Consider the following 22,851-nt stretch of genomic DNA (forward strand, 5'->3'; position numbering starts at 1 on the left):
TTATCTTTACAGTAAAGGCGACCATAGCCTAGCATAAGATTCTTTAAGCTTAGATAGTTTTGAACGATTTTTCCAAGTATCAAAATTAATACATTCGCTATTTTTTAAATCGTCTAAAAAATGAGATTTTAATAATTCGCTTTGATGCTTATTATAAATTAAGGCATTGATTTCGAAGTTAATATTAAAACTTCTGTTATCAAGATTACACGTACCAATAGTTGAAAACACATCGTCTACCACTAATGTTTTTGCATGAATAAAACCTTTGTTATAGCGGTGTACTTTAACACCTGCTTCTAAGAGTTTTTCTAAATTAGAATTAGTTGCATGCTTGGCTATCCAAGAATCTGAATCTTTTGGAATGAGTAATTTCACATCAACACCTATCTTTGAAGCAATCTGCAACGCAGTTATTATTTGGTCATTAGGAATGAAATATGGTGTTGTTAAATAAATATAGTCTTCAGCATTATTTATAGCTGTTAATATGGCTTCCATTATGTTAGCCCAATCTGTATCAGGACCACTAGCTGCAATTTGTATTGCTACATTGCCATCAAAATTAATTTTAGGAAAATAACTTTTTTTAATTTCTATAGCATGTTCTGTAACAAAATCCCAAGTCGTTAAAAAATGAAATTGCAGTACTTTTACAGCTTCACCATAAATTCTTAAATGCGTATCTCTCCAGTAGATTGTATTACTTCCATTATTTACATAGTTATCAGATACATTAACACCTCCAACATACCCTATTTCACCATCAATAATTGCTATTTTTCTATGATTTCGATAGTTAGACTTTCCTGTTAAGCTAGAGAATAAGACAGGCATAAATGGAACATACTCTACTCCACTTTCATGAAGTTTTTGCTTCATTTTAGAAGACAATTTACTGCCAACATCGTCATAAGACAGCTTCACTTCAATACCTTGTTTTGATTTTTCGCAAACAATATCTAATAATTCTGTACCAATAAGATCATCTTTAATGATGTAATATTCAAGATGTATGTGATTTTTTGCTTGTCTTAAATCTTCGAGTAGTCGTTTAAATTTAACCTCACCATTTTTTAAAATTTCTACGTCATTATTTAAAGTTAGCGGTGATTTTTCACTAGCTCTAAGCAATTTTATAAGTTTAATTTTATCATCTAAACCAATCGTAACATCTTCAAATTTTTTCTCTTCAAAACGAAGGTTTTTACCAACAGATTTAATGATATTACTATTAGCAATATCTTTTCTATTGAACAGTTTAGTTTTTCTATATTCTTGTCCGAAAAGATAATAAACAACTAACCCAAAAAACGGAAAAAAGATTAAAACTAGAATATAAGCAATAGTCTTAGAAGGATTTATATTTTTAAGAAGAATGGTTATTACAGCTGACACAGCAAGTAAATAATTAAAAACCAGCAATATCGACCAGACATTATCCTTAATAAAAGCTATCATTTATGGTTTTACAGAATAGAATCCATCTTTAGGAATATCTATGCTATATTTTTTTCTCGATTTATTATTTAAATGTGGTTCTCTCAACCAAGGATTGTGAAGTTTTAATATTTTATAATTGATACCAAATCCTTTAGCAAACTCAGAAAAATCTTTAACTATAGTATCTACTTCAACTTTATATGTTGGCACAGAAGTATATAAATCATCATTACTAAAGTTAAAACCATATTGGTTAGGATGGTTTAGTATTTCTTTAAGAGCAACAATTCTAAACAAATATCGACCAGTTTCTTCGCCTAGTAATAAATCGTAGTAATCTGTTACTCCTTGTTCTTTTAAGCGTCTTGAAACTCCTGCATTACCAGCATTATATGCAGCTGCAGCTAGAGTCCATGAACCCAATTGTTCTTTTGCTTTAAGCAAATATTTACAAGCGACTTCAGTAGACATTTCTAAGTGGTAACGCTCATCAACATTTTTATTTATTTCTAAACCATTTTCTCTTCCTGTAGTTGGCATAATTTGCCAAACGCCTCTTGCTCCTGCTGGTGACACAGCATTTGTAAGTCCACTTTCAATAACAGCCAAATATTTAAAATCATCTGGCACACCATTCTTTTTTAAAATAGGCTCAATTATAGGAAAATATTTAGCTGCACGTTTAAACATCAATAATCCATTAGATTGCCAATAGGTATTTACTAGTAATTCTCTATCCATTCGCTCTAAAATATCAGGATTATTTAATGGAACAGCTTCACCAGCAAAATCTAGAGCTCCAGGAACAGATAATGCATAAACATTATAACTATTAGCAGATTCAGTTTCATTAATTGAATTGTGTTTTTCTGAAACTTGATTATCAGAAGGAGATTTCTGCATCGCAAAAATGAATAATCCAGACACAGCAATTAAACCAATTGTCGTTAATATATTTTTAATCGTCTTCATATTACTTTTTTTATAAATGTATAAAATATTACACTGGCTATCAAGCCTGATTTAAGATAAGTTTTGGTAAATTTTCGTTAAACCACTTAAACTTATTGATGATCATGATATGCGTTCCTCCTTTTACGACCAAACAATTACCAATACAAGAATGTGGAAATATAGAATCCTTTTCTCCATGAATATAAATCGCAGCAGCATTAGGTTGGTCTTGATTCCACTCAATTACATTTTCAATTGCCCAATCTAAATAGTGTTTATCACTCACTGAAAGGTACTTTTTATATAATTCTACTCGTTTAGTAACGGTTTCTCCAAATGCATATTTTGCTAAGAAATCAATATTACTGACCAATTGTGTGGGTAATATTTTATAAGCCTTAGTTATTTTCATGAGTTTCATCCGTTTTGGCAATTCATGTTTAGACTTTACACTAGACACTACGAAAAGTTTCCTAAGTTTCATATGCTTACTCATTTCTTGAACTAGAATTCCTCCAAAAGACACACCTAACAATACGATGTTATCATGTTCTATTTTAGCTATCATACGCTTAGCATAAGACTCGAGAGACTCCTTTTTATTTGGAATCATCCATTCTAGCCAATGCATTTGAAATTGATCTTCAGATAACTTTATGTGTTCAAAAATTGTTGGGTTAGCAGCCATTCCTGGCATGAAGTAAACATGTATGATCTCTTGAGACATAAGTATTTAAAAATCAGTTATTTTTAGTTTCTGTTAATTTTTTTGTAAATTTGTATCACAAAACTATATAAACTTATAGTTTCTACCTTACCAACCATTGAATTAAATACAAATTATTATGATTGATGCAGCAGAACTGATTGACAACGACTTTTTACGTCAATTTGAACTTAAGGTTGAAGGTGAACTTGCCAAAATTGAATACGCTCTCCAAGATCGTAAAATATTCTTAACAAAACTTATTATTCCTGATGGAATTAAATCAGAAGATTTTGAAGAAGAATTTTTGACTCTAGTCTTTGAAAATATTGCAGAACGCAATATTAGCGTAGTTCCAACGAGTCCTGAAATTGCTAAATTTATTAGACGACACCGAAAGTATAAAAAGATGCTACCAGTTGGCATAAGAATATAATATCTTAGACATAAAAAACCGAAGCATGATGCTTTGGTTTTTTTATACTATTTCTTCTTGTACAAAATTAAATCTCACCAATCCATCTTCATCAATTTTAGTTAAATCAACAGTCTGTAAAGTATTCACTAATTCTGGATTCCAAGGCGCTTTTACTTTCACGTAGTTTTCTGTAAACCCATGAATATAACCTTCTTTATTTTCGCCTTCAAAAAGCACTGTTCTGGTGCTTCCTAATTGTTGTTCATAAAATGCTCTGCGTTTTTTAGCTGAAAGACCACGTAACATTTTACTACGCTTTGCACGAACATTTTTAGGCACAACACCTTCTAAAGATGCAGCTACAGTATTATCTCTTTCTGAATACGTAAACACATGCAAATAAGAAAGGTCCAATTCATTCAAAAAATTATACGTTTCTAAAAACAAATCATCTGTTTCACCAGGAAAACCAACAATAACATCTACTCCTATACAAGCATGAGGCATTGTTTCTTTAATTTTATTAACACGATCGATGTACAATTCTGTCATATAACGACGACGCATTAGTTTAAGCAGTTCATTACTTCCACTCTGCAAAGGAATATGAAAATGTGGTACAAATGAATTACTTTGAGACACGAATTCTATCGTTTCGTTTTTCAGTAAATTAGGTTCTATTGAAGATATACGCAAACGCTCAATACCTTGAACTTTGTCTAAAGCCTTAACAAGTTCATAGAAGGTGTGCTCATGTTTTTTATTTCCAAATTCGCCTTTTCCATAGTCTCCGATATTAACACCAGTTAGTACAATTTCTTTAATGTTTTTTTCAGAAATTTCTTTTGCATTCTGAAGTACATTCTCTAAAGTATCACTTCTAGAAATCCCTCTTGCTAATGGAATTGTACAATAGGTACATTTATAATCGCATCCATCTTGAACTTTTAAAAATGCTCTAGTGCGATCACCAAAAGAATAACTCCCAACATAAAAATCGGCATCTTGAATTTCACAACTGTGAACTTCTCCCATGTCATTTTTGGTCAAATCATTAAGATAGCTTGTGATATTAAATTTTTCGGTTGCGCCTAATACCAAATCTACACCATCAACATCTGCCAATTCTTGAGGTTTTAATTGCGCATAACAACCTATTGCAGCAACGAAAGCTTCTGGATTTACTTTTTGAGCTTGTTTTACTATAGATTTAAAACGCTTGTCAGCATTTTCGGTCACAGAACATGTGTTAATCACATAGATATCTGCTTCCTCCTTAAAATCTACACGCTCAAAACCTTCCGAAGAAAAGTTTCTAGCAATTGTAGACGTTTCAGAGAAGTTTAGTTTACAACCTAACGTATAAAATGCGACTTTTTTATTCATAACTCGATTAGTATTTCCGTGAGCACAGAAATCTATTTATATTTACTCGTTCTTAAATTTAGAGAGAGCAAATTTACAATTAATGAGCAATATCCTAAAACCTCTGTATAGCAAATATTCATTTTCAATGGCAATATTGAGTGTATTTGCTCTTTTTTTGCTCTTTTCATGCGGAAATGAATCGAATTCTGATAAAAACCACCTTGTTTTTAAATATAATGAACATAAAAATATAGGATCATTAGATCCAGCATTTGCAAAAGATAATGCAGATATTTGGGCTATTAATCAATTATTTAATGGTTTGGTTCAAATGGATGAAAATCTGAATGTACAACCTTGTATTGCTAAAGATTGGACAATTTCTGAAGATGCACTCACCTATTCGTTTTCACTTCGGAATGATGTACAGTTTCATAAACATCAATTATTTGGAAACGATTCAACCAAAATAGTAACAGCAGTTGATTTTGAATATAGTTTCAACCGCTTGTTAGATAAAAAAATAGCATCTCCAGGAAGTTGGACTCTTAATAAAGTCGAAAAATTTACAGCTATTAATGACACACTATTCCAAATTCAATTAAAACAAGCATTTCCAGCATTTCTTGGACTATTAACCATGAAGTATTGCTCTGTAGTGCCTAAGGAAATTGTAGAACATAATAAAACGGATTTCAGGTCTCATCCAATAGGAACAGGTCCATTTAAATTTAAGCGTTGGGAAGAAAATTTAAAACTGGTATTTAGAAAGAATGAAACGTATTTTGAAACAGATAGCAATGGACAACAATTACCATATTTAGAAGCTGTAGCCATTACATTTTTGCCAGATAAGCAAAGTGAATTTTTACAATTTGCGCAAGGTAATATCGATTTCGTATCTGGTTTAGACGCCTCATACAAGGATGAGATATTGACTGCAAGTGGACAATTAAGACCTTCATATGAAACTGAGGTCAACATGATTCGTGGTCCATATCTCAATACAGAATATCTGGCTTTTTATATGGAAACTGAATTGCCAGAATTGCAATCTGATATGCTTCGGAAAGCTATTAACTATGGATTTGATCGTCAAAAAATGATGACGTATTTACGAAACGGCATTGGTATTCCAGCAAATGGAGGCTTTATTCCTAAAGGACTTCCTGGATATGATGAAACAATTGGTTTTAGTTTTCAGCCTGAAAAAGCAAAACAATTAGTACAGCAATTTAAAACTGAAACTGGAATTACTAATCCAGAAATAACCATAACAACTACCAGTAATTATTTAAGTTTTTGTGAATATATTCAAAGAGAATTACAAAAAATAGGGATTATAGTAAATATAGATGTTATTCCTCCTGCAACATTAAAAGACGCAAAAGCTAATGGAAAATTAGATCTATTTAGAGCAAGTTGGGTTGCTGATTATCCAGATGCCGAAAACTATTTATCATTGTATTACAGTAAGAATTTTGCACCAAATGGCCCGAATTACACGCACTTTAAAAGTGAATTATTTGACCAATGGTATGAAAAAGCATTTACAATAACAGACACCAAATCACGTGAAATATTATATACTAAAATGGATAGTTTGGTTATGGTTAAAACTCCTGTAGTTCCTTTATTTTATGATGAAGTAGTAAGATTTACTAGAAAGCAAGTTTCAGGATTAGGCATCAATCCAATAAATCTTTTAGATTTAAAGCGTGTTAGAAAAACGAACTAAAGGTTTGCTACAAACCGTTTACTGGATTGGTATTGAATTATAATGCTTATTCTCGATACAAATTTCACTCAATTTAAATCGTAAAATTCACTCGAATTAACGAATCAAAAATAATTTGTTATTCTTTTATAAAGTAATAGATATCGTCTTCACCTTTTCCTCCTTCACGATTAGATGTAAAATATCCAGATTTACCATCAGGTAAAAGTTCAAAACACATATCATCTGCTTTGCTATTTATTGGAGCTGGCATTAATTCTGGCACACCAAATTTTCCATCTGGACCAATTTCAGCTTTGTATAAATCCAATCCACCAATTCCTTTTGCACGATCAGAAGAAAAGTAAAGTGTATTATCTGAACTTAAATACGGAAACATTTCTTTTCTAGGCGAATTCAATTTTGCACCTAGGTTTTCGGGTTTGCCATATTTATTGTTTCCAAGAATTTTCACTCTAAAGATATCAGTAGGCCCTTTTGCACTTGGAATATTTGATGTAAAATACAAAAATTGTCCATCAGGACTAACCGATGGATGACCATAAGAATAACGTTGATCACAAAAATGCAATGGCTTAAAATTCATATAGCCTTTACCTTCAACAAACTCACCTCTTTCAAGTCTTAAGTTTCTTGTTTTATCATCATATTTATACACATCACCACGCTTTTTCTCATTTGTGGTTACGTACATATATTGTCCATCTTTACTGAATCCTGCCGTAGAACTATTAAATACAAATCGATCTGATGATACAAATTCTTTAGTATTAATAATGTTTCCATCGTCAGTCATTTCACCATGATAAACTGTAAAAATCTGTTGGCTATCATCATTTCTTTCAACTGAACCAAAACTATTCACTTTATATCTTGAATAATATACAATTCCATCTTTAACATGCACCACACCATATTGGCTTAGTTCGTCATTAAGCGAAATGTTTTTTAAAGTATAGGTTTCATTTTGAGAACTAACAGAAGCTGTAACTGCTAAGGTTAATATAAGTAGGAAGGTTTTCATTTTAGTTCTATTTATTCGTCTTTTTTTCGCCATTGTTTGGTCTCTTCAAAAATATACTCAAGTATTGCTTTATCAACATCTGAAAACTCTATATCTCTTCGTTTCATAACTACTTCTGCAACTTCAAACGCTTTTTTAGTGAGATAAGTCGTAAACCCAGAATTTCCGCCCCAACTAAAACTAGGCACAAAATTTCTAGGAAAACCGCTTCCAAATATATTAGCACTTACACCAACAACTGTACCAGTATTAAACATGGTATTGATTCCACATTTGCTATGATCTCCCATCATTAATCCACAAAACTGCAATCCAGTTTTAGCAAATCCTTGAGTCTCATAATTCCAAAGACGCACTTCAGCATAATTATTTTTTAAATTAGAATTATTAGTATCTGCACCAAGATTACACCATTCACCTATAACAGAATTTCCCAAAAAACCATCATGACCTTTATTAGAGTAGCCAAAAAGAACAGAATTATTCACTTCTCCTCCAACTTTACTATGTGGTCCAATAGTCGTTGGCCCATAAATTTTAGCAGCTAATTTTAGCGTTGCATGTTCACAAAGAGCGAAAGGTCCTCTAACTAAACTTCCTTCCATAATTTCGGCATCTTTTCCAATATAAATTGGACCAGAACTAGCATTTAAAGTTGCAAACTCAATTTTTGCACCTTCTTCAATGAAGATATTTTGAGCATTGATACAATTATTTGAATCTGGAATGGGTTGAGATTTACGATTCTGAGTTAATAATTCAAAATCTTCATTTATTGCTTCACCATTTTTTGAAAAAATATCCCAAGTGTGTTCAATCTTAATGAGATCTGAATTATATTCTATAGCTTCATAAGTATCAAAATTGACCTCATCTTGAGTATCTTTAGAAAAGAACGCAATTACATCTTCACCTTTAAAAATGGCTTGATTCGCTCTTAGATTTTTTACCAAGGCGACTAATTCATTATTTGGCAAATACGACGCGTTAATCATGACATTAGAATCCATTTCAACCATTGGAAATTTCTCAGAAAGGTAGTCTTCTGTGATTGTGGTTGTGGTAAAGCCTAACTGTTTTTCCCATTTTTCTCTAATGGTTAAAATACCAACTCTTATTTCTGCTACTGGTTTTGTGAATGTAAATGGTAATAAATTATTACGTGAAGGACCATCAAAAAGAATGTAGTTCATGACTGTGATAAAAATTATAGTTAAATCAAATGTAAAGCAATTGTAGGTAACAAAAAAGCCTTCGAGATAAATCCTGAAGGCTTTGAGTATATAATTAAATATCGCTTATTTCTTAAATTTAGCGTATTTGTTTTTGAACTTATCAATACGACCAGCTGTATCTACTAATTTAGATTTACCAGTGTAATATGGATGAGATGTTCTTGAAATTTCCAATTTCACTACTGGATATTCAACACCATCAACTTCTAAAGTTTCACTAGTATCTGCTGTTGACTTTGTTAAAAACACGTCATCGTTTGACATATCTTTAAATGCTACAAGTCTATAATTTTCTGGATGTATTCCTTTTTTCATCTCTTTATTCTTTAAAATCCTTACTATTTTGGAGGTGCAAATTTAAGTAATTTTTGTAAATTACCAATAAATTATTTCTTTTTTTATTTACAAAAGAATTGTAACAAATTTAATCAATAATATACTAACCAAACGTATTAACTAAATAATCAACTAAATTATGGAAACAGAAAAGATTACAACTGGAAAATTTGCAATGAATTATGGCATCATCCTAGGTGTTATAATGATTGTATTAAATGTTATAAGTTATGTCACTGGGCAAGCTATGGAAGGTGCGCAATGGCCACAAGTCGTTTATTACATTATTTTCCCAATAGTAATCATGTATGCAATAAGCAAGTATAAAAATTACAATGCAAATGTATTAACACTTGGAAACGCAATTAAATTAGGTGTAGTAATTGGAATCATAAGTGCAATCGTTTATATTCTTTACGGACTTCTTTTCAATTATGTGATAGATCCTGAATTCATGTCACAACTCATGGAAGTAACCATTGATAAAATGATTGTTGATAACCCAGATATGCCACAAGCACAGATTGATCAAACCGTGAAAATGATGGAAATGATGTTTAATCCACTTATTGGATCTGCATTTTGGATAGCAATGAGTGCTCTTTTTGGTTTAATTTGGTCATTAATTGGCGGATTAGTAATGAAAAGCAACTCATAACTAGAGCTTAAAAAAATTCAGTACTTTTGAATATTAAATATTTAAAACTACTTAATGAATATATCAGTAGTCATACCACTACTTAACGAACAAGACTCTTTAAAAGAACTTTACGATTGGATTGCAAATGTCATGCAGTCCAATCGTTTTTCGTATGAAATCATCTTTATTGATGATGGCAGCACAGACGATTCGTGGTTAACGATTATGCAACTCTCTCAAAAAGACGAGAACGTTAAAGGGATTCGTTTTCTTAAAAACTTTGGAAAATCTCAAGCCTTACATGCAGGTTTTGCAAAGACTCAAGGTGATGTTGTTATTACCATGGATGCAGATTTACAAGACAATCCGGATGAAATCCCTGAACTCTACAACATGATAGTTGTTGATAAATATGACTTAATTTCAGGATGGAAGAAAAAAAGGTACGATTCTATAATATCAAAAAATTTACCTTCAAAACTATTTAATTGGGCTGCTAGAAAAACTTCTGGTGTTAAATTAAACGACTTTAATTGTGGTTTAAAAGCTTACGATAATAAAGTGGTTAAAAACATTGAAGTTAGTGGTGAAATGCATCGCTATATTCCAGTCCTAGCAAAAAATGCTGGTTTCACAAAAATTGGTGAAAAAATTGTGCAACATCAAGCCAGAAAATATGGTGAAACTAAATTTGGAATGGATCGTTTTATAAATGGCTTTTTAGACTTACTAACCATTTGGTTTATTTCTCGATTTGGGAAAAGGCCTATGCACCTCTTCGGCGCTTTAGGTTTTTTAATGTTTGGTATTGGTTTTGCCTTTTCTTTATATTTAGGTGTCGACAAATTATTCCTAAATCCAACTGGGAGATTAATTACACAACGACCTCAATTTTATATTGCTCTATCAACGATGATTATTGGTACACAGTTTTTTGTTGCTGGATTTTTAGGAGAAATAATTTTAAGAACCAAAGAGAACAAACAACGTTACCTAATAAAGCAAGAATTAAACCTATAAAACTTGTCCTCTAAATTAATGACAAGTTTATAAATAACAGATTTTGAAACACTTACTTTTGCAACTTACTTTTTAAATTATGAAACACATTGAACCTCAACTTTTAGAACGCGTAAATACTTGGTTAACATCTACTTTTGATACCGAAACCAAAGATTACATAAAAAACTTAATGGCTAACGATACTAAAGAACTCACAGAAAGTTTTTATAAGGACTTAGAATTTGGTACTGGTGGAATGCGTGGTGTAATGGGAATTGGCACTAATCGTATCAATAAATTTACACTTGGCAAAAACACACAAGGTTTAAGTAACTATATAAAACAATCGTTTCCTAATGAAGCGCTTAAAGTTGCCATTGCTTTCGATTGCAGACATAATAGTAAAACATTAGCAAAAGTGGTTGCTGATGTGTTTTCTGCTAACGGAATAAAAGTATTCCTTTTTGAAGACTTACGTCCAACTCCAGAATTATCATTCGCACTAAAACATTTAAATTGCCATTGTGGCATTGTCTTAACTGCATCACATAATCCTCCAGAATATAATGGTTATAAAGTGTATTGGCAAGATGGCGGACAATTAGTTCCACCACAAGATGCAGAGATTATTGCTGAAATTAATCGTTTGGACTATTCTGAAATTAAATTTGAAGCTAATCATAATTTAATTCAATATATCGGAAAAGAAATCGATGATGTTTTTATTAATGAATCTATAAAAAACGGAAGTTTTAACACATCAAAAGACGCTAAAGAAAATTTAAATATCGTCTTTACTTCATTGCATGGAACCTCTATTACCGCAATACCAGAAACCTTAAAACGAGCGGGTTACACCAATGTTCATATTGTTGAAGAACAACGTGAACCTAATGGTGATTTCCCAACTGTAAAATCACCAAATCCTGAAGAACCTGAGGCACTAAAAATGGCAACAGAATTAGCTTCAAAAGTTGATGGCGATATTGTTATTGGTACAGATCCTGATTGTGATAGATTAGGTGTTGTGGTTAGAAATTTAGAAGGTGAATTAGTGATTCTTAATGGAAATCAAACCATGTTACTTATGACTAACTTTCTATTAAAACAATGGAAAAACAATAACAAAATTAATGGAAATCAATTTATAGGATCTACAATTGTATCCACTCCAATGATGTCTGTTCTTGCAGATTCATACAATGTAGAATGCAAAATCGGTTTAACTGGTTTTAAATGGATTGCTAAGATGATTAAAGACTTTCATACGATGGATTTTGTAGGTGGTGGAGAAGAAAGTTTTGGCTTTATGGTTGGTGATTTTGTTAGAGATAAGGATGCAGTAACTTCTACACTTCTAGCTTGTGAAATTGCAGCTCAAGCAAAGGCAAATGGCATTTCAGTCTACAAAGAATTAATAGAACTTTACGTAGAACATGGCTTTTATAAAGAACGTTTGATATCTATTACTAAAAAAGGAATTGAAGGTGCTCAGGAAATTAAACAAATGATGGTTGATGCACGTGAAAATCCATTACAAGAAGTCAATGGCTCAAAAGTTGTGCGAATTGAAGATTATCAATTGTCTATTGCTAAAGATTTTAATACAGGAGAAGAAACAAGTATTGATGTACCTAAATCTAATGTCTTGATTTATTATACGCAAGACGGAAGTAAAATTGCATTACGACCTAGTGGAACTGAACCTAAAATTAAATTTTATATCAGCGTTAACACAACATTAGACAATGTGTCAGAATTTAAAGCAACGGAACAAAAATTGGAAACTAGAATTGACACTATCCTTAAGGATATGAAATTAAAATAATGGATCAAAACCTAAAAAAAATAATTCCGTACGCAATACGTTATAAATCCAATATTGTATGGAACGTTATTTTTAATATTCTTTATGCACTTTTCAGTACACTTTCATTTATTACAATGTTTCCACTTTTGGAAGTTTTGTTTAAAAAAGGGGAAGATTTAGAAGCAAAAGTTACAACCAAACCTGTATATACAGATATTTGGAACATTGTAGATTATTTGAAAGATTCATTTTACTACAACATTTCTAGTTTAGAAAAACTTAACGGTCCGCAATATGCATTATTACTAGCAGTCGGACTTGTGATTATCACTTTTTTACTTAAAAATTTATTTAATTTTTTAGCGTCATATCATATCCTACATTTGCAAAATGGGGTTTTAAGAGATTTGCGGTCTAAGATGTTTGACAAAATTATAAGCCTACCCATTCCTTTCTATTCTAAGCGAAGTAAAGGAGATATTATGGCAAGAATGCTTGGTGATATTGGTGAAGTAAAACGGTCTTTCTTTCTGATTTTAGAACTTGTTGTTAGAGAACCTCTTACCATTTTGTTTGCAATTATTGCCATGCTAAAAATCAGTTTAGAACTGACACTATTTGTATTCATATTCATACCTATTTCTGGATTTATAATTTCTAGAATTGGTAAAAATTTAAAATCTAAGTCTACACGTTTACAACAAGAATCTGGTAAACTCATTTCGATTGTTGAAGAAAGTTTAACTGGATTAAAAGTTGTAAAAAGCTATAATGCTGAATCTAATTTTAAACAGCGATTTTCAAAATCTATAAATAAGATTCTTAAATTATCTAATAGTATAGGGAATAAAAACAACCTAGCGTCACCTATGAGTGAGTTTATGGGTATTGTAACTATTGCTGCCTTATTGTGGTATGGTGGAAACTTAGTTTTAGTTGAAAAAACACTTGATGGCGAATTATTCTTAGTCTATTTAATGCTAGCATATAACATTCTTACACCTGCAAAAGCAATATCTAAAGCCTCCTACTCTGTAAAAAATGGTTTAGCGGCTGCAGAACGTGTATTTGAAATTTTAGAACAAGAAGACAGCATTCCTACGAAAAAGGATGCGATGATTAAGCAAGGTTTTACAAGTGGTATTTCTATTAAAAACATTAATTTCAGATATCAAGAGGTTGACGTATTAAAACACTTTTCTATTGAAGTTCCTAAAGGAAAAACTATTGCACTAGTTGGTCAATCTGGAAGTGGAAAAAGTACGATTGCTAATCTACTAACCCGTTTTTATGATGTTAACGAAGGTCGAATTGAAATCGATGGCATCAACATTAAAGACATGGAGATTCATTCGCTTCGTGACTTAATGGGACTTGTCACTCAAGATTCTATATTATTTAATGACTCTGTAAGGAACAATATATTAATTGGAAAAGAAGATGCTTCAGATGAAGACATTATTGAAGCTTTAAAAATTGCTAATGCTTGGGAATTTGTAAAAGACTTAACAAACGGTTTAGATACAAATATTGGAGATTCTGGAGGTAATTTATCTGGAGGTCAAAAACAACGACTTAGTATCGCTAGAGCTGTTCTTAAAAATCCGCCAATCATGATCTTAGATGAGGCAACTTCGGCTTTAGATACAGAAAGTGAACGTATTGTTCAAGAAGCTCTTGAAAATATGATGAAGAACAGAACCTCAATTGTTATAGCACATAGACTATCTACCATTCAAAATGCCGACGAAATTATTGTCATGCAAAAAGGTGAAATTGCAGAACAAGGCACACACAACGAACTCATTGCTAAAAATGGTGTTTATAAAAAATTGGTAGACATGCAAAGCTTCGAATAAAATTAAACATCTTATAGAAAATTAGAAAAGGACGCAACATATGTTGCGTCCTTTTCAATTCTATTACCAGATTTGGGGACACTGGTAATATATTCATAAGTAGGTTAAGCTGAAGCAAACATATAATAAATATATGGTACAAACAAGAAAAATATGCATTTCATCGTATTTAACAAACACTTAATCGATAAAATTTAATCTAAATATTTGACTATCAGCATATAAGCTTGTAATTTAATTTTTATTAAACTTTTACTATTTTCATCAGTCTAAAGAAAAAATGAGTTTTTGAAAGAAGAACAAGAATTTATTCAAAGGTTAATCTCCAAAGAAACCAAAGAAGCTGCGTTTAATGAGTTGTTACAACTTTATAAAGAGCGATTGTATTGGCACATTCGTCATATTGTTAAGTCTCATGATGATGCTGATGATGTGCTACAGAATACTTTTATCAAAGTGCATAGAAGCATTCACAACTTTAAAGGAGATAGCAAATTGTTTTCGTGGATGTACAGAATAGCTATAAACGAATCCATTACACACATCAATAAGAACTCTAAACGGTTACAATTATCTTCTGAAGACTATCAAAATCAAACAATCAACAATTTAAAAGCTGATATTTATTTTGAAGGAGAAGACATAAAAATACAACTACAAAAGGCTATCGCGACATTGCCAAATAAGCAACAATTAGTTTTCAACATGAAGTATTTTGAAGATATAAAATATAAAGATATGGCAGATATTTTAGATACTAGCGAAGGAGCCTTAAAAGCATCCTATCACATTGCAGTAAAAAAAATAGAAGCCTTTTTAACTAAAGATTAAACGTTTAGAAAAAAAAATAGTCTTAAATTAAAAGAGAATTTCGTTTTTATACGAAATACAAACAATGGAAAACAAAAAATTACATACAATAAAATCTGCTGGTTTTAAAACGTCAGACAGTTACTTTGAATCTTTTGATGACAAACTAAAAGCGCGATTAACTGAAACCCAATTGATTAAAAATATCGATACACCTGGTTTTAAAGTTCCTGATAATTACTTTGAGAACTTAGACGAAAAAGTAGTAAATAGATTAAATGAAGACCAACCAGTTATCACTTTAAAATCGAGACGTCATTTATATTACATTGCTGGAGTTGCAGCTTCTTTGATCCTAATGTTTAATGTCTATCTTTCTTCTGAAACCATTAGTATTAATGATATTGAAACAGTTTCAATAGAAAATTATTTAGAAGAAGGTGATTTCACTAGCTCTGACTTAGCTGCGCTATTAACTGAAGACGAATTAAATAAAAACAATTTTATTGAAAACGAAATATCAGAAAGTACAATTGAAGATTATTTATTTGACACCATTGAATTTGAAGACTTAATTTTAGAATAAAACAAATGAAAAAAACAATTATAACTCTATTATTTGTAGCATTAACAATTAATGGATTTGCTCAAAAAAATGAGCGAAAAGATCGTATTAAAGCCTTAAAAATAGCACTCATCACCGAAAAATTAAATCTGACTGAAACTGAAGCTCAAAAATTTTGGCCAATTTATAATGCATTTCAAAAAGAAGCAGATATGCTTAGAATAAATGCACGCGAAAAACGTCGAAATCTAGATATAAATACCATCACAGATGATCAAGCAAAAACAGCTTTAAACGACCTTTTAGCTTTTGAAAGAGAAGAACAATTGCTTAAAACAGATTTAATAGAAAGTTTACTAACTGCAATTCCTGCAAAAAAAATCATCTTATTAAAATTTACTGAAGAACAGTTTAAAAGACAGATGCTAGATGAGTTAAAAAAACGAAGAGAAAAAAAAGGCTCTAAAAACTAAATAAAGAATATTGAAAGAAAAGCCTCATGACAAAATCATGAGGCTTTTTTTATGCACTCAATTTAAAACACATACTAGGTCCAATCATAAGTTTTTCCTAACAATTTGAATAAACTATCATTATGTGGTTTGTAAAATTCACGAAGTCTGTTTATATCTTGGGCATACTTTTCTTTTTCATTTACTTTACTCTTGTTAGACGTTTCAAAAGCAAGTTTCTCATAAGGCACATCAATATAACGCTGCACTTTTTTTAATACGTCATCAGAATGTTTTCTCAAATCATTACTTTCAATGATTAATAGTTGTTCCCTTTTAAAATATTTTAGATAGTTTTCTATTTGTTGATGATAAATACCACGTTTTACGTAAGAAATTCTATTATCATAAAAGGTTTCTGTTTTAAAATTCTCAAATTCATCTGAAATTGCATCTGAGAACGAACGTGGATCATGCAACGATCTATTTTTATTTGTTTTAAAATTGTGATGACGCATTGTCCATGCAGAAAAGGCTCTTTCAGCTGGATCTCTTAGCACAATAATAAGTTTTAGATTAGGATTGTAAGAATACAATCTAGAAGCTACTTCTGGATGAAAAATATATAACGGAGTTGCTTCAAAAACTTTTGCATTTTTTTTAATTCGATATGGCAAAGGAAAAAATGAATGGTATTGAAAAATTTTATGTTCGTTATACCACTCATCATTATCAAAATAATGAACCTCTTTAGTTAAAGAAGGCTCTATATAAGTGTGATTTCTCAATATCGAAAACAATCCTGAAGTACCACCTTTTTGAGTACCAATGATTATGAAATCTGGTTTTGAATAATACCCAAGTTTACAGAAAGTGCTTTGAATTGTATTTTTCATAAAGTCCATATTATTTGTAGACAATATATAATGCTTTTAATAAAGAATCTAATTTGTAAAGAATAAATAAGAGCAACTTTTTGAATCTTGCAATTAAAAAGAAAAGCTTCGTGACAAATCACGAAGCCATTCAAATAATTAAAGCTATCTATCAATAATACCTTTATTATCTTTTTATAAACTTTAAAGTTTCATAAAAAATCACTAGTTTCTTATAACTTTTAAAACTGTATTCTTATTTACACTAACTATATAAACACCTTTAGGGTAAGATAATAAATTTAATTCAACATGATTTTCGTTTTGAAAACCTTGTTGAAATAATAACTGACCTTGAACATTATGTATCGTAACAAACTCAATATTTGCTCTCGAATTTTCAATATTAAAAATGCCAGTTGTTGGATTAGGATAAAATTTCAAACGATCTTCAAATTCATAGTCGTTAACAGAAAGTGATTCGTTATTAAAACCAAATGTTGGTTCTTGAATTACAAAATCTCCTGTTCCGTTTGGATTTCTAGCATAACCCATATCTTCAGTTTGCTCTCCAAACGTAATATCTTCTATAATTGTTCCATCTGCATAAGATAAGATGGCGCTTTCTCCTCCTGAAGAAAACTTTAAATCTGCATGCAATCCAACTTGTTCGTCATCTTTATCACACCAAACAATTAAATATTCGTTAGGCGCAATTGTGATTCCTGAAGGAAATTGCCAAGCTAACAAATCTGTTGGGTCATCAGATAAATATAAATTATCTAAACTTACAGTTTGTGAAGAATTATTGTATAATTCAACCCAGTCATCATACTCACCATCTTGATCTACAGCAGTTGTAGCGTTAGATGCCATTAACTCATTTATAACTAAATCTCCAACTGGAATAGTTACATAAATAGCATGTATTGAGTAAAATTCATGTTCTGCTCTGGCTGGTGAAAAAGCACCAATATTGTTGTTTTCAGCATAAATGTAATATTGTGTATATTCTTCAGTGATTGATAAGTCTATACCATAAACGCCATCATTTGCACCATTATCATTATGATTTCCGTCATCATACATTAACACTTTAGTAAATGGTTCGTGTTGGTCATTTCTATAACCTAAGAAAACAGCATCTGTATTTGTGTTAACGACATCAGTTGTAATGCTTATAGTCGTTCCTATTTCTGGACTAGAATTTGAAGGTGTTACATTACTTATTGTTGGTTGCGTAACCGTAAAATCTGACAATGTTTCAAGATAGTTACCTCTTGCATTCATTAAGTTAGTTAAACCGGAAGCTGTATTCATTCCTAAACCGTAATCTGTATTTATATTACCAACAAATTGTGCATATGTATAAAACTTATTAGCATCCGCTTGAACAGAAGCATCAATAATATTTTGATAATCATTAGCCAAGGTTAAATAATTAGAGTTTGTAATTTGCTCAGTCAAAATAGTCTTATAATGTGCTAGATACATTTTTTTATACCTAGGAACTGCTAAAAGTTTTGACATTAATGGAAAATTAGTATCTGTATCATGTAATAAATGATCCATTTGCGCTTTTTGAGTTGTAGAATTTAGATTTCCTCCAGGACCAGGACCTCCTCCACTTGCTCCAGTCATACCGAAAGTTCCAAACGACATATTTAAATCCCAAACTACAGGATTAAACCGTCCGTTATCATCTTTATATAAATAATAATTTTGCTTAAACTGACCAATATAACTATCAAGGTTAACCAAAACATTATCAAAAGCTAGCATCCATATTGCTCTATCAACATCTAATACAGTTTCAATAGTTGCAATATCGTTATTAAGTATATTAGTTAATTCAATCAATTCATCCCAATCTTCTTCAGCAACAGTTGGATCTGTTTCATCATCAGATTTAATTTCATAAGCATCATCATAACTTGCGCTGTTTGTTCCTAAATATGCAAGATTAGGCAAATTATTAGATTGCGGTCCAGCTCCATCTGGAGGGCTACAACTAAAAAAGGCATTATCACTTGAGCCAAAATGGTTATTCACAAACTTTTTAGAAATTGATTCTACATTTGTGTATAATCCTATTAATGTTCCATTTACATATACATTTGCATAATTAGATTGTGGTGCGTGCATATAAGTTCTCACAATGTCATAAGCAACCGTTTCTCTAACAAAAGAAGGGTCAAAAATAACATTTGATAATTTTAAATCTGTTATACCTTGGTAATTTTGATCAATATAGGTATCAAGCTCAATATGAAACGGGTTTTTAGTTTGGTTAGAATTATAAGAACTGTTCCCTTTATATTTAACACCAACTTGATTAAACAAGGTTCCATTAATAGTTACTGAAGTTGCTTCAGTATAATTATTATCACCAGCTTTTTCAGCATCTAAAAGAGCATCCCAATTGCTTTGAGCAAAAACTATTTCTATAGTTTGAATGCTATTAATATCATATAAATCTTGTGCAGAAATGATATTTGAAATTAGTGATAACACCAAAATTGCAATTATTTTTTTCATTGAATTATTAATTTGATTTTTAATTTAGTTTTCTTTCTGCAGTGTTTTTACATCTGCAATTAATTGTTGCACAGACGTTTTATTTAGTCCGTTATAAATGCCTCTTATATGTCTGTTTTTATCAATAAGTACAAAATTTTCGGTATGTAAAAAATCATCTTCCGTTTTGTTTACTCCTAAGTCTTCTTCTGCAAAATAAGCTTGTCTACCCAAATCATAGATTTGCTTTCGATCTCCAGTTACTAAATGCCACTTACGATCTATAATTCCTTTAGTTTCTGCATAATGTTTTAATATTGAAACAGAATCGGTCTCTGGAGTTACAGAATGTGACAATAATAAAATGTCATTATTATTAATAAATTCTTCCTGCAAAACCATCATATTAGCTGTCATTTTCGGACAAATACCTGGACAAGTCGTAAAGAAAAAATCGGCTATATAAATCTTATCTTTAAAAGTTTTTTCTGTGACTTCTTCTCCTAATTGATTTATCAAATTGAAGCTTGGTATTCGGTGTATAATATCAGCAGCTTCACTAGTTGCATCTAACCAATGTGGTGTAAATGTTGCTTCTTTATAAAAAGGCAATGCTGCAACTCGACTTGTTTTATTTGAAGTTGTAGATTCTTTACAACCCATAAGGCAGAAAATCAAACTAAGACCAATTATATATTTAATATTGAACATTTTCATCTTCTAATTGGTAGCATAAACTTGCACGTTTCAATCCGAAAATTCGTCCGTTTTTTGCTTCGTAGTTATTGTAAATTTTTCCATTTTCTCGCCAAGCTTTTTGGAAACCTTCTTCTTGACCGTTTACTATAGACATTTCTTTAAACTTTGCACCAGATTTGTACCATTGCTTCTGAATTCCGTTAACAATACCATCTTTAAAATTTGCTTCCGAACGCAAATTGCCATTTTTCCACCACGATTTTGCTTTACCATGCTGAAGTCCGTTAACATAATAAGCCTCAAAACTCAAAGCTCCATTTGGAAACCATTTTTGGTAAATCCCATGACGCTTTCCGTTGATATATTTGATAGACTCTGCTTTTACCACAGCATTATAATGCTTTACAGAAGTTCCATTAAAGGGTTGATTTTGATAATACATTAATCCCAAATCGGTTTTCAGTACTAATTCATTTTTATTTACAGCGATATCATTTATTGAGTGGTTTACAACTTCAGCAAAAACCATAGGTTTCTGTTCTACCTTTTGACAAGAAGACAGAACCAACAGGCTTAAAATTAAAACTGTTTTACTGAATGTTACTCGGAGTTCCTTGATAATCACCTGGAAATAAGATATAATATTGATTTAAATATAATTCGTTTTGAATATGATAGTGATATTCTGAAGCACCATCACTATGCTGTGTTGTACTTGTATGACCACCAGATGCATCTAAATCGGTTGGATAATCATTAGTAGAGTTACATTTTCTTCCGTAGATAAAAAATCCATCAGCAATAATGCCTATCAATTTTTCATCATCATCAGACCATGCTTTAGTTTCTAAATGATAGTGATAACTCTGCGGACCAGTATGTGCAGCTGTATAATCTAAAGAACTAACCGCATTATCTAAAGGAATATTTGGTCCTTCTTCATCATTATAAATCATAGAGCCAGAAACAGCAATTCCTATGGCACCTAAACCTGTTGCAGTTGAATTTGCTGCCAATTGAGGATTTGCAGATACTGTTAATGAATAACTTCCGTTAAAATCATCAATATTCCCTGGAGCCATAAACATATAAGTCGTAACTGTTGGCTCAACAAATAATGGATGGTTTACAGCAGACGCAGGAGTCACCAAAGTATTTCCCATTGGATCAATTGCAGTACGTTCAGTTGTATTAGACCAATATGGTGAGGTATGATTCGGTAAACCATTAGTTTCAATCATAACATTAGAACCACTTAACATGATGTCGGTATTGTCTGCATCAAACTCTAAAAATGCTTGATGCAAAGCTGGAGCAGATCCATTAGTAGAAAAACTAAAATTAGCTGTACTATTCCCTCCATTTCCATCTTTAGCTACAACTGTTCCTGAGTAGCTAGTAAATGGTGTTAAACCTGTTAAATCTAAAGTAAGTAGTGATAATTCTGTTGCTATTTCAGAATCTTGTAAAGTGATCGAATAAGTAACCGTATCTCCATCAGGATCTGTAGCTTCTGTCCAATTTAAAGTTGCAGTTGTTTCTGCTATTGAATTTACACTTACTGTAATACTAGAAGGCGCTTCGTTTGTTGTTCCTCCATTTCCATTATTATTACTTGAATCATCACTACTGCAAGCATAAAACGCTATCGCTACTGAAACAAATACAATTAGAATTTTTAAATGATTTTTCATTGATTTTATATTGATCTATTATTTTTTTTAGTTTAGATGCGATATAAATGAAAAACTTGCGGTTGAAATTAAATTCTTTTTTTAGCGTCTTTAATTATTATGTATTAGTGCTTTCTTTATTAATTCTACTTTTTACAAATAGAAAAATTGGTACTAAGACAAAACACCATAAATAATTTTTATTGAAAGTTTTAGAACTGACCACCATTAAACTGTTTTTAAAGTTGACTGATGCAGTATAATCGTTATTTTTATTTAGAATCACTTTACTCGTTTTTCCGTTTAACAATAAAGAAAAAACAGTTTGATGTTGTTCATTTTCAGCAAAAGCTTTGATACTTACATTAAGTTTTTTAAAGGTTTCAGGTAAACTTGACACCATAAATTTTGCATCAGTTTGATGACTACCAAGTTTTATTCCACCTTCTAAAAGGTCGATTGTACTCCCATTAATGTCTAAGTGAAAATTGTTTTTCAAATAACTTACTGTGAGTTGTTTGAATTCTGTTTTAGATATTTTTTCAAATTTTATCTTAGGAAAATGCTTTCTTAAAGCGGCATTCAAACCATCTTGACTTAAATTTATATTGAGGATATTAATGCCATCCTTAACTTCTAAATAATACATAGCAGATAACGGATTATGCCCATGCACCGTTTGAATTGAAACGATTAGAATCAACAGAAGAAAAACGATTCTTTTCAT

Annotated in this window: 22 protein-coding genes; 9 read left to right on the top strand and 13 right to left on the bottom strand. The window is 31.1% G+C overall.

Translation table 11 applies throughout. The features are described from left to right. Positions 1-6: 6 nt before the first annotated feature. From cls to MUN68_RS11195, 3 genes are read right to left on the bottom strand one after another with little or no spacing between them, the layout of a single operon-like run. Positions 7-1,461 carry a cardiolipin synthase gene (gene cls, locus MUN68_RS11185; RefSeq protein WP_249996206.1) on the bottom strand — a complete coding sequence of 485 codons (1,455 nt, stop codon included), beginning with the start codon at positions 1,459-1,461 and terminating at the stop codon, positions 7-9. Next, positions 1,462-2,415 (bottom strand): lytic transglycosylase domain-containing protein, encoded by a 954-nt coding sequence (locus MUN68_RS11190; protein WP_249996205.1) that lies wholly within the window; start codon positions 2,413-2,415, stop codon positions 1,462-1,464. A gap of 40 nt (positions 2,416-2,455) precedes the next feature. Continuing rightward, the gene (locus MUN68_RS11195) at positions 2,456-3,124 is read right to left on the bottom strand and encodes an alpha/beta hydrolase (protein ID WP_249996204.1); all 669 of its coding nucleotides are present in this window, start codon (positions 3,122-3,124) and stop codon (positions 2,456-2,458) included. 118 nt (positions 3,125-3,242) lie between these two features. Here MUN68_RS11195 and MUN68_RS11200 point away from each other — a divergent pair, with 118 nt between their 5' ends. Next, on the top strand, positions 3,243-3,539 hold the full coding sequence (locus tag MUN68_RS11200; protein WP_249996203.1) for a GNAT family N-acetyltransferase: 297 nt from the start codon (positions 3,243-3,245) through the stop codon (positions 3,537-3,539). Between the two features lie 42 nt (positions 3,540-3,581). On the opposite strand, the gene mtaB is transcribed toward MUN68_RS11200, so the two are convergent. Continuing rightward, entirely contained in the window at positions 3,582-4,907 is a 1,326-nt protein-coding gene (gene mtaB / locus MUN68_RS11205; RefSeq protein ID WP_249996202.1) for a tRNA (N(6)-L-threonylcarbamoyladenosine(37)-C(2))-methylthiotransferase MtaB, read from the bottom strand. Positions 4,908-4,989: 82 nt separating this feature from the next. Here mtaB and MUN68_RS11210 point away from each other — a divergent pair, with 82 nt between their 5' ends. Beyond that, complete coding sequence (locus tag MUN68_RS11210; protein WP_249996200.1) at positions 4,990-6,627, top strand: ABC transporter substrate-binding protein; 1,638 nt, start codon at positions 4,990-4,992, stop codon at positions 6,625-6,627. 118 nt (positions 6,628-6,745) lie between these two features. Here MUN68_RS11210 and MUN68_RS11215 read toward each other — a convergent pair whose 3' ends face one another. From MUN68_RS11215 to MUN68_RS11225, 3 genes are all read right to left on the bottom strand, one after another. Next, positions 6,746-7,651 (bottom strand): TolB family protein, encoded by a 906-nt coding sequence (locus MUN68_RS11215; RefSeq protein WP_249996199.1) that lies wholly within the window; start codon positions 7,649-7,651, stop codon positions 6,746-6,748. An 11-nt stretch (positions 7,652-7,662) separates the two neighbouring features. Next, a complete protein-coding gene (locus tag MUN68_RS11220) occupies positions 7,663-8,844 on the bottom strand; it encodes a GlmU family protein (protein WP_249996198.1) in 1,182 nt (393 codons plus the stop codon). A 105-nt stretch (positions 8,845-8,949) separates the two neighbouring features. Beyond that, entirely contained in the window at positions 8,950-9,201 is a 252-nt protein-coding gene (locus MUN68_RS11225) for a type B 50S ribosomal protein L31 (protein WP_249996197.1), read from the bottom strand. Positions 9,202-9,361: 160 nt separating this feature from the next. On the opposite strand from MUN68_RS11225, the gene MUN68_RS11230 reads away from it, so the two are divergent. The 7 genes from MUN68_RS11230 (at position 9,362) to MUN68_RS11260 (ending at position 16,381) form a co-directional block, all read left to right on the top strand. Further along, complete coding sequence (locus MUN68_RS11230; RefSeq protein WP_249996196.1) at positions 9,362-9,880, top strand: DUF4199 domain-containing protein; 519 nt, start codon at positions 9,362-9,364, stop codon at positions 9,878-9,880. Between the two features lie 54 nt (positions 9,881-9,934). Further along, positions 9,935-10,882, top strand: a complete 948-nt coding sequence (locus MUN68_RS11235; protein WP_249996195.1) for a glycosyltransferase family 2 protein — start codon at positions 9,935-9,937, stop codon at positions 10,880-10,882. A gap of 79 nt (positions 10,883-10,961) precedes the next feature. After that, positions 10,962-12,692, top strand: a complete 1,731-nt coding sequence (locus tag MUN68_RS11240) for a phospho-sugar mutase (RefSeq protein WP_249996194.1) — start codon at positions 10,962-10,964, stop codon at positions 12,690-12,692. Continuing rightward, positions 12,692-14,533: an ABC transporter ATP-binding protein gene (locus MUN68_RS11245; RefSeq protein WP_249996193.1), complete on the top strand. Its 1,842-nt coding sequence runs from the start codon at positions 12,692-12,694 to the stop codon at positions 14,531-14,533. Before MUN68_RS11240 ends, MUN68_RS11245 begins: the two co-directional genes overlap by 1 nt. Before the next feature lie 288 nt (positions 14,534-14,821). Then, positions 14,822-15,364: an RNA polymerase sigma factor gene (locus MUN68_RS11250; protein ID WP_249996192.1), complete on the top strand. Its 543-nt coding sequence runs from the start codon at positions 14,822-14,824 to the stop codon at positions 15,362-15,364. Positions 15,365-15,428: 64 nt separating this feature from the next. Continuing rightward, positions 15,429-15,929 carry a hypothetical protein gene (locus tag MUN68_RS11255; RefSeq protein WP_249996191.1) on the top strand — a complete coding sequence of 167 codons (501 nt, stop codon included), beginning with the start codon at positions 15,429-15,431 and terminating at the stop codon, positions 15,927-15,929. Between the two features lie 5 nt (positions 15,930-15,934). Then, on the top strand, positions 15,935-16,381 hold the full coding sequence (locus MUN68_RS11260; protein ID WP_249996189.1) for a hypothetical protein: 447 nt from the start codon (positions 15,935-15,937) through the stop codon (positions 16,379-16,381). A gap of 74 nt (positions 16,382-16,455) precedes the next feature. On the opposite strand, the gene MUN68_RS11265 is transcribed toward MUN68_RS11260, so the two are convergent. From MUN68_RS11265 to MUN68_RS11290, 6 genes are all read right to left on the bottom strand, one after another. Next, positions 16,456-17,256, bottom strand: a complete 801-nt coding sequence (locus MUN68_RS11265; protein WP_249996188.1) for a sulfotransferase domain-containing protein — start codon at positions 17,254-17,256, stop codon at positions 16,456-16,458. A 204-nt stretch (positions 17,257-17,460) separates the two neighbouring features. After that, a complete protein-coding gene (locus tag MUN68_RS11270) occupies positions 17,461-19,773 on the bottom strand; it encodes a CotH kinase family protein (RefSeq protein WP_249996187.1) in 2,313 nt (770 codons plus the stop codon). A 24-nt stretch (positions 19,774-19,797) separates the two neighbouring features. Further along, entirely contained in the window at positions 19,798-20,415 is a 618-nt protein-coding gene (locus tag MUN68_RS11275; RefSeq protein ID WP_249996186.1) for an SCO family protein, read from the bottom strand. Positions 20,416-20,449: 34 nt separating this feature from the next. Then, positions 20,450-20,980 carry a toxin-antitoxin system YwqK family antitoxin gene (locus MUN68_RS11280; RefSeq protein ID WP_249996185.1) on the bottom strand — a complete coding sequence of 177 codons (531 nt, stop codon included), beginning with the start codon at positions 20,978-20,980 and terminating at the stop codon, positions 20,450-20,452. 61 nt (positions 20,981-21,041) lie between these two features. Next, positions 21,042-22,145 (bottom strand): fibronectin type III domain-containing protein, encoded by a 1,104-nt coding sequence (locus MUN68_RS11285; RefSeq protein WP_249996184.1) that lies wholly within the window; start codon positions 22,143-22,145, stop codon positions 21,042-21,044. A 97-nt stretch (positions 22,146-22,242) separates the two neighbouring features. Then, a complete protein-coding gene (locus tag MUN68_RS11290) occupies positions 22,243-22,851 on the bottom strand; it encodes a hypothetical protein (protein WP_249996183.1) in 609 nt (202 codons plus the stop codon).

This window comes from Psychroserpens ponticola, from assembly GCF_023556315.2.
Classification (GTDB): domain Bacteria; phylum Bacteroidota; class Bacteroidia; order Flavobacteriales; family Flavobacteriaceae; genus Psychroserpens; species Psychroserpens ponticola.

Coding starts and splice junctions, on each gene's coding strand:
- MUN68_RS11190 (WP_249996205.1), bottom strand. CDS start 2,415: ATGAAGACGATTAAAAATATATTAACGACAATTGGTTTAATTGCTGTG.
- MUN68_RS11200 (WP_249996203.1), top strand. CDS start 3,243: ATGATTGATGCAGCAGAACTGATTGACAACGACTTTTTACGTCAATTT.
- MUN68_RS11275 (WP_249996186.1), bottom strand. CDS start 20,415: ATGGGTTGTAAAGAATCTACAACTTCAAATAAAACAAGTCGAGTTGCA.
- mtaB (WP_249996202.1), bottom strand. CDS start 4,907: ATGAATAAAAAAGTCGCATTTTATACGTTAGGTTGTAAACTAAACTTC.
- MUN68_RS11225 (WP_249996197.1), bottom strand. CDS start 9,201: ATGAAAAAAGGAATACATCCAGAAAATTATAGACTTGTAGCATTTAAA.
- MUN68_RS11195 (WP_249996204.1), bottom strand. CDS start 3,124: ATGTCTCAAGAGATCATACATGTTTACTTCATGCCAGGAATGGCTGCT.
- MUN68_RS11210 (WP_249996200.1), top strand. CDS start 4,990: ATGAGCAATATCCTAAAACCTCTGTATAGCAAATATTCATTTTCAATG.
- MUN68_RS11260 (WP_249996189.1), top strand. CDS start 15,935: ATGAAAAAAACAATTATAACTCTATTATTTGTAGCATTAACAATTAAT.
- MUN68_RS11290 (WP_249996183.1), bottom strand. CDS start 22,851: ATGAAAAGAATCGTTTTTCTTCTGTTGATTCTAATCGTTTCAATTCAA.
- MUN68_RS11270 (WP_249996187.1), bottom strand. CDS start 19,773: ATGAAAAAAATAATTGCAATTTTGGTGTTATCACTAATTTCAAATATC.
- MUN68_RS11280 (WP_249996185.1), bottom strand. CDS start 20,980: ATGGTTTTTGCTGAAGTTGTAAACCACTCAATAAATGATATCGCTGTA.
- MUN68_RS11215 (WP_249996199.1), bottom strand. CDS start 7,651: ATGAAAACCTTCCTACTTATATTAACCTTAGCAGTTACAGCTTCTGTT.
- MUN68_RS11255 (WP_249996191.1), top strand. CDS start 15,429: ATGGAAAACAAAAAATTACATACAATAAAATCTGCTGGTTTTAAAACG.
- MUN68_RS11235 (WP_249996195.1), top strand. CDS start 9,935: ATGAATATATCAGTAGTCATACCACTACTTAACGAACAAGACTCTTTA.
- MUN68_RS11245 (WP_249996193.1), top strand. CDS start 12,692: ATGGATCAAAACCTAAAAAAAATAATTCCGTACGCAATACGTTATAAA.
- cls (WP_249996206.1), bottom strand. CDS start 1,461: ATGATAGCTTTTATTAAGGATAATGTCTGGTCGATATTGCTGGTTTTT.
- MUN68_RS11240 (WP_249996194.1), top strand. CDS start 10,962: ATGAAACACATTGAACCTCAACTTTTAGAACGCGTAAATACTTGGTTA.
- MUN68_RS11230 (WP_249996196.1), top strand. CDS start 9,362: ATGGAAACAGAAAAGATTACAACTGGAAAATTTGCAATGAATTATGGC.
- MUN68_RS11220 (WP_249996198.1), bottom strand. CDS start 8,844: ATGAACTACATTCTTTTTGATGGTCCTTCACGTAATAATTTATTACCA.
- MUN68_RS11285 (WP_249996184.1), bottom strand. CDS start 22,145: ATGAAAAATCATTTAAAAATTCTAATTGTATTTGTTTCAGTAGCGATA.
- MUN68_RS11265 (WP_249996188.1), bottom strand. CDS start 17,256: ATGAAAAATACAATTCAAAGCACTTTCTGTAAACTTGGGTATTATTCA.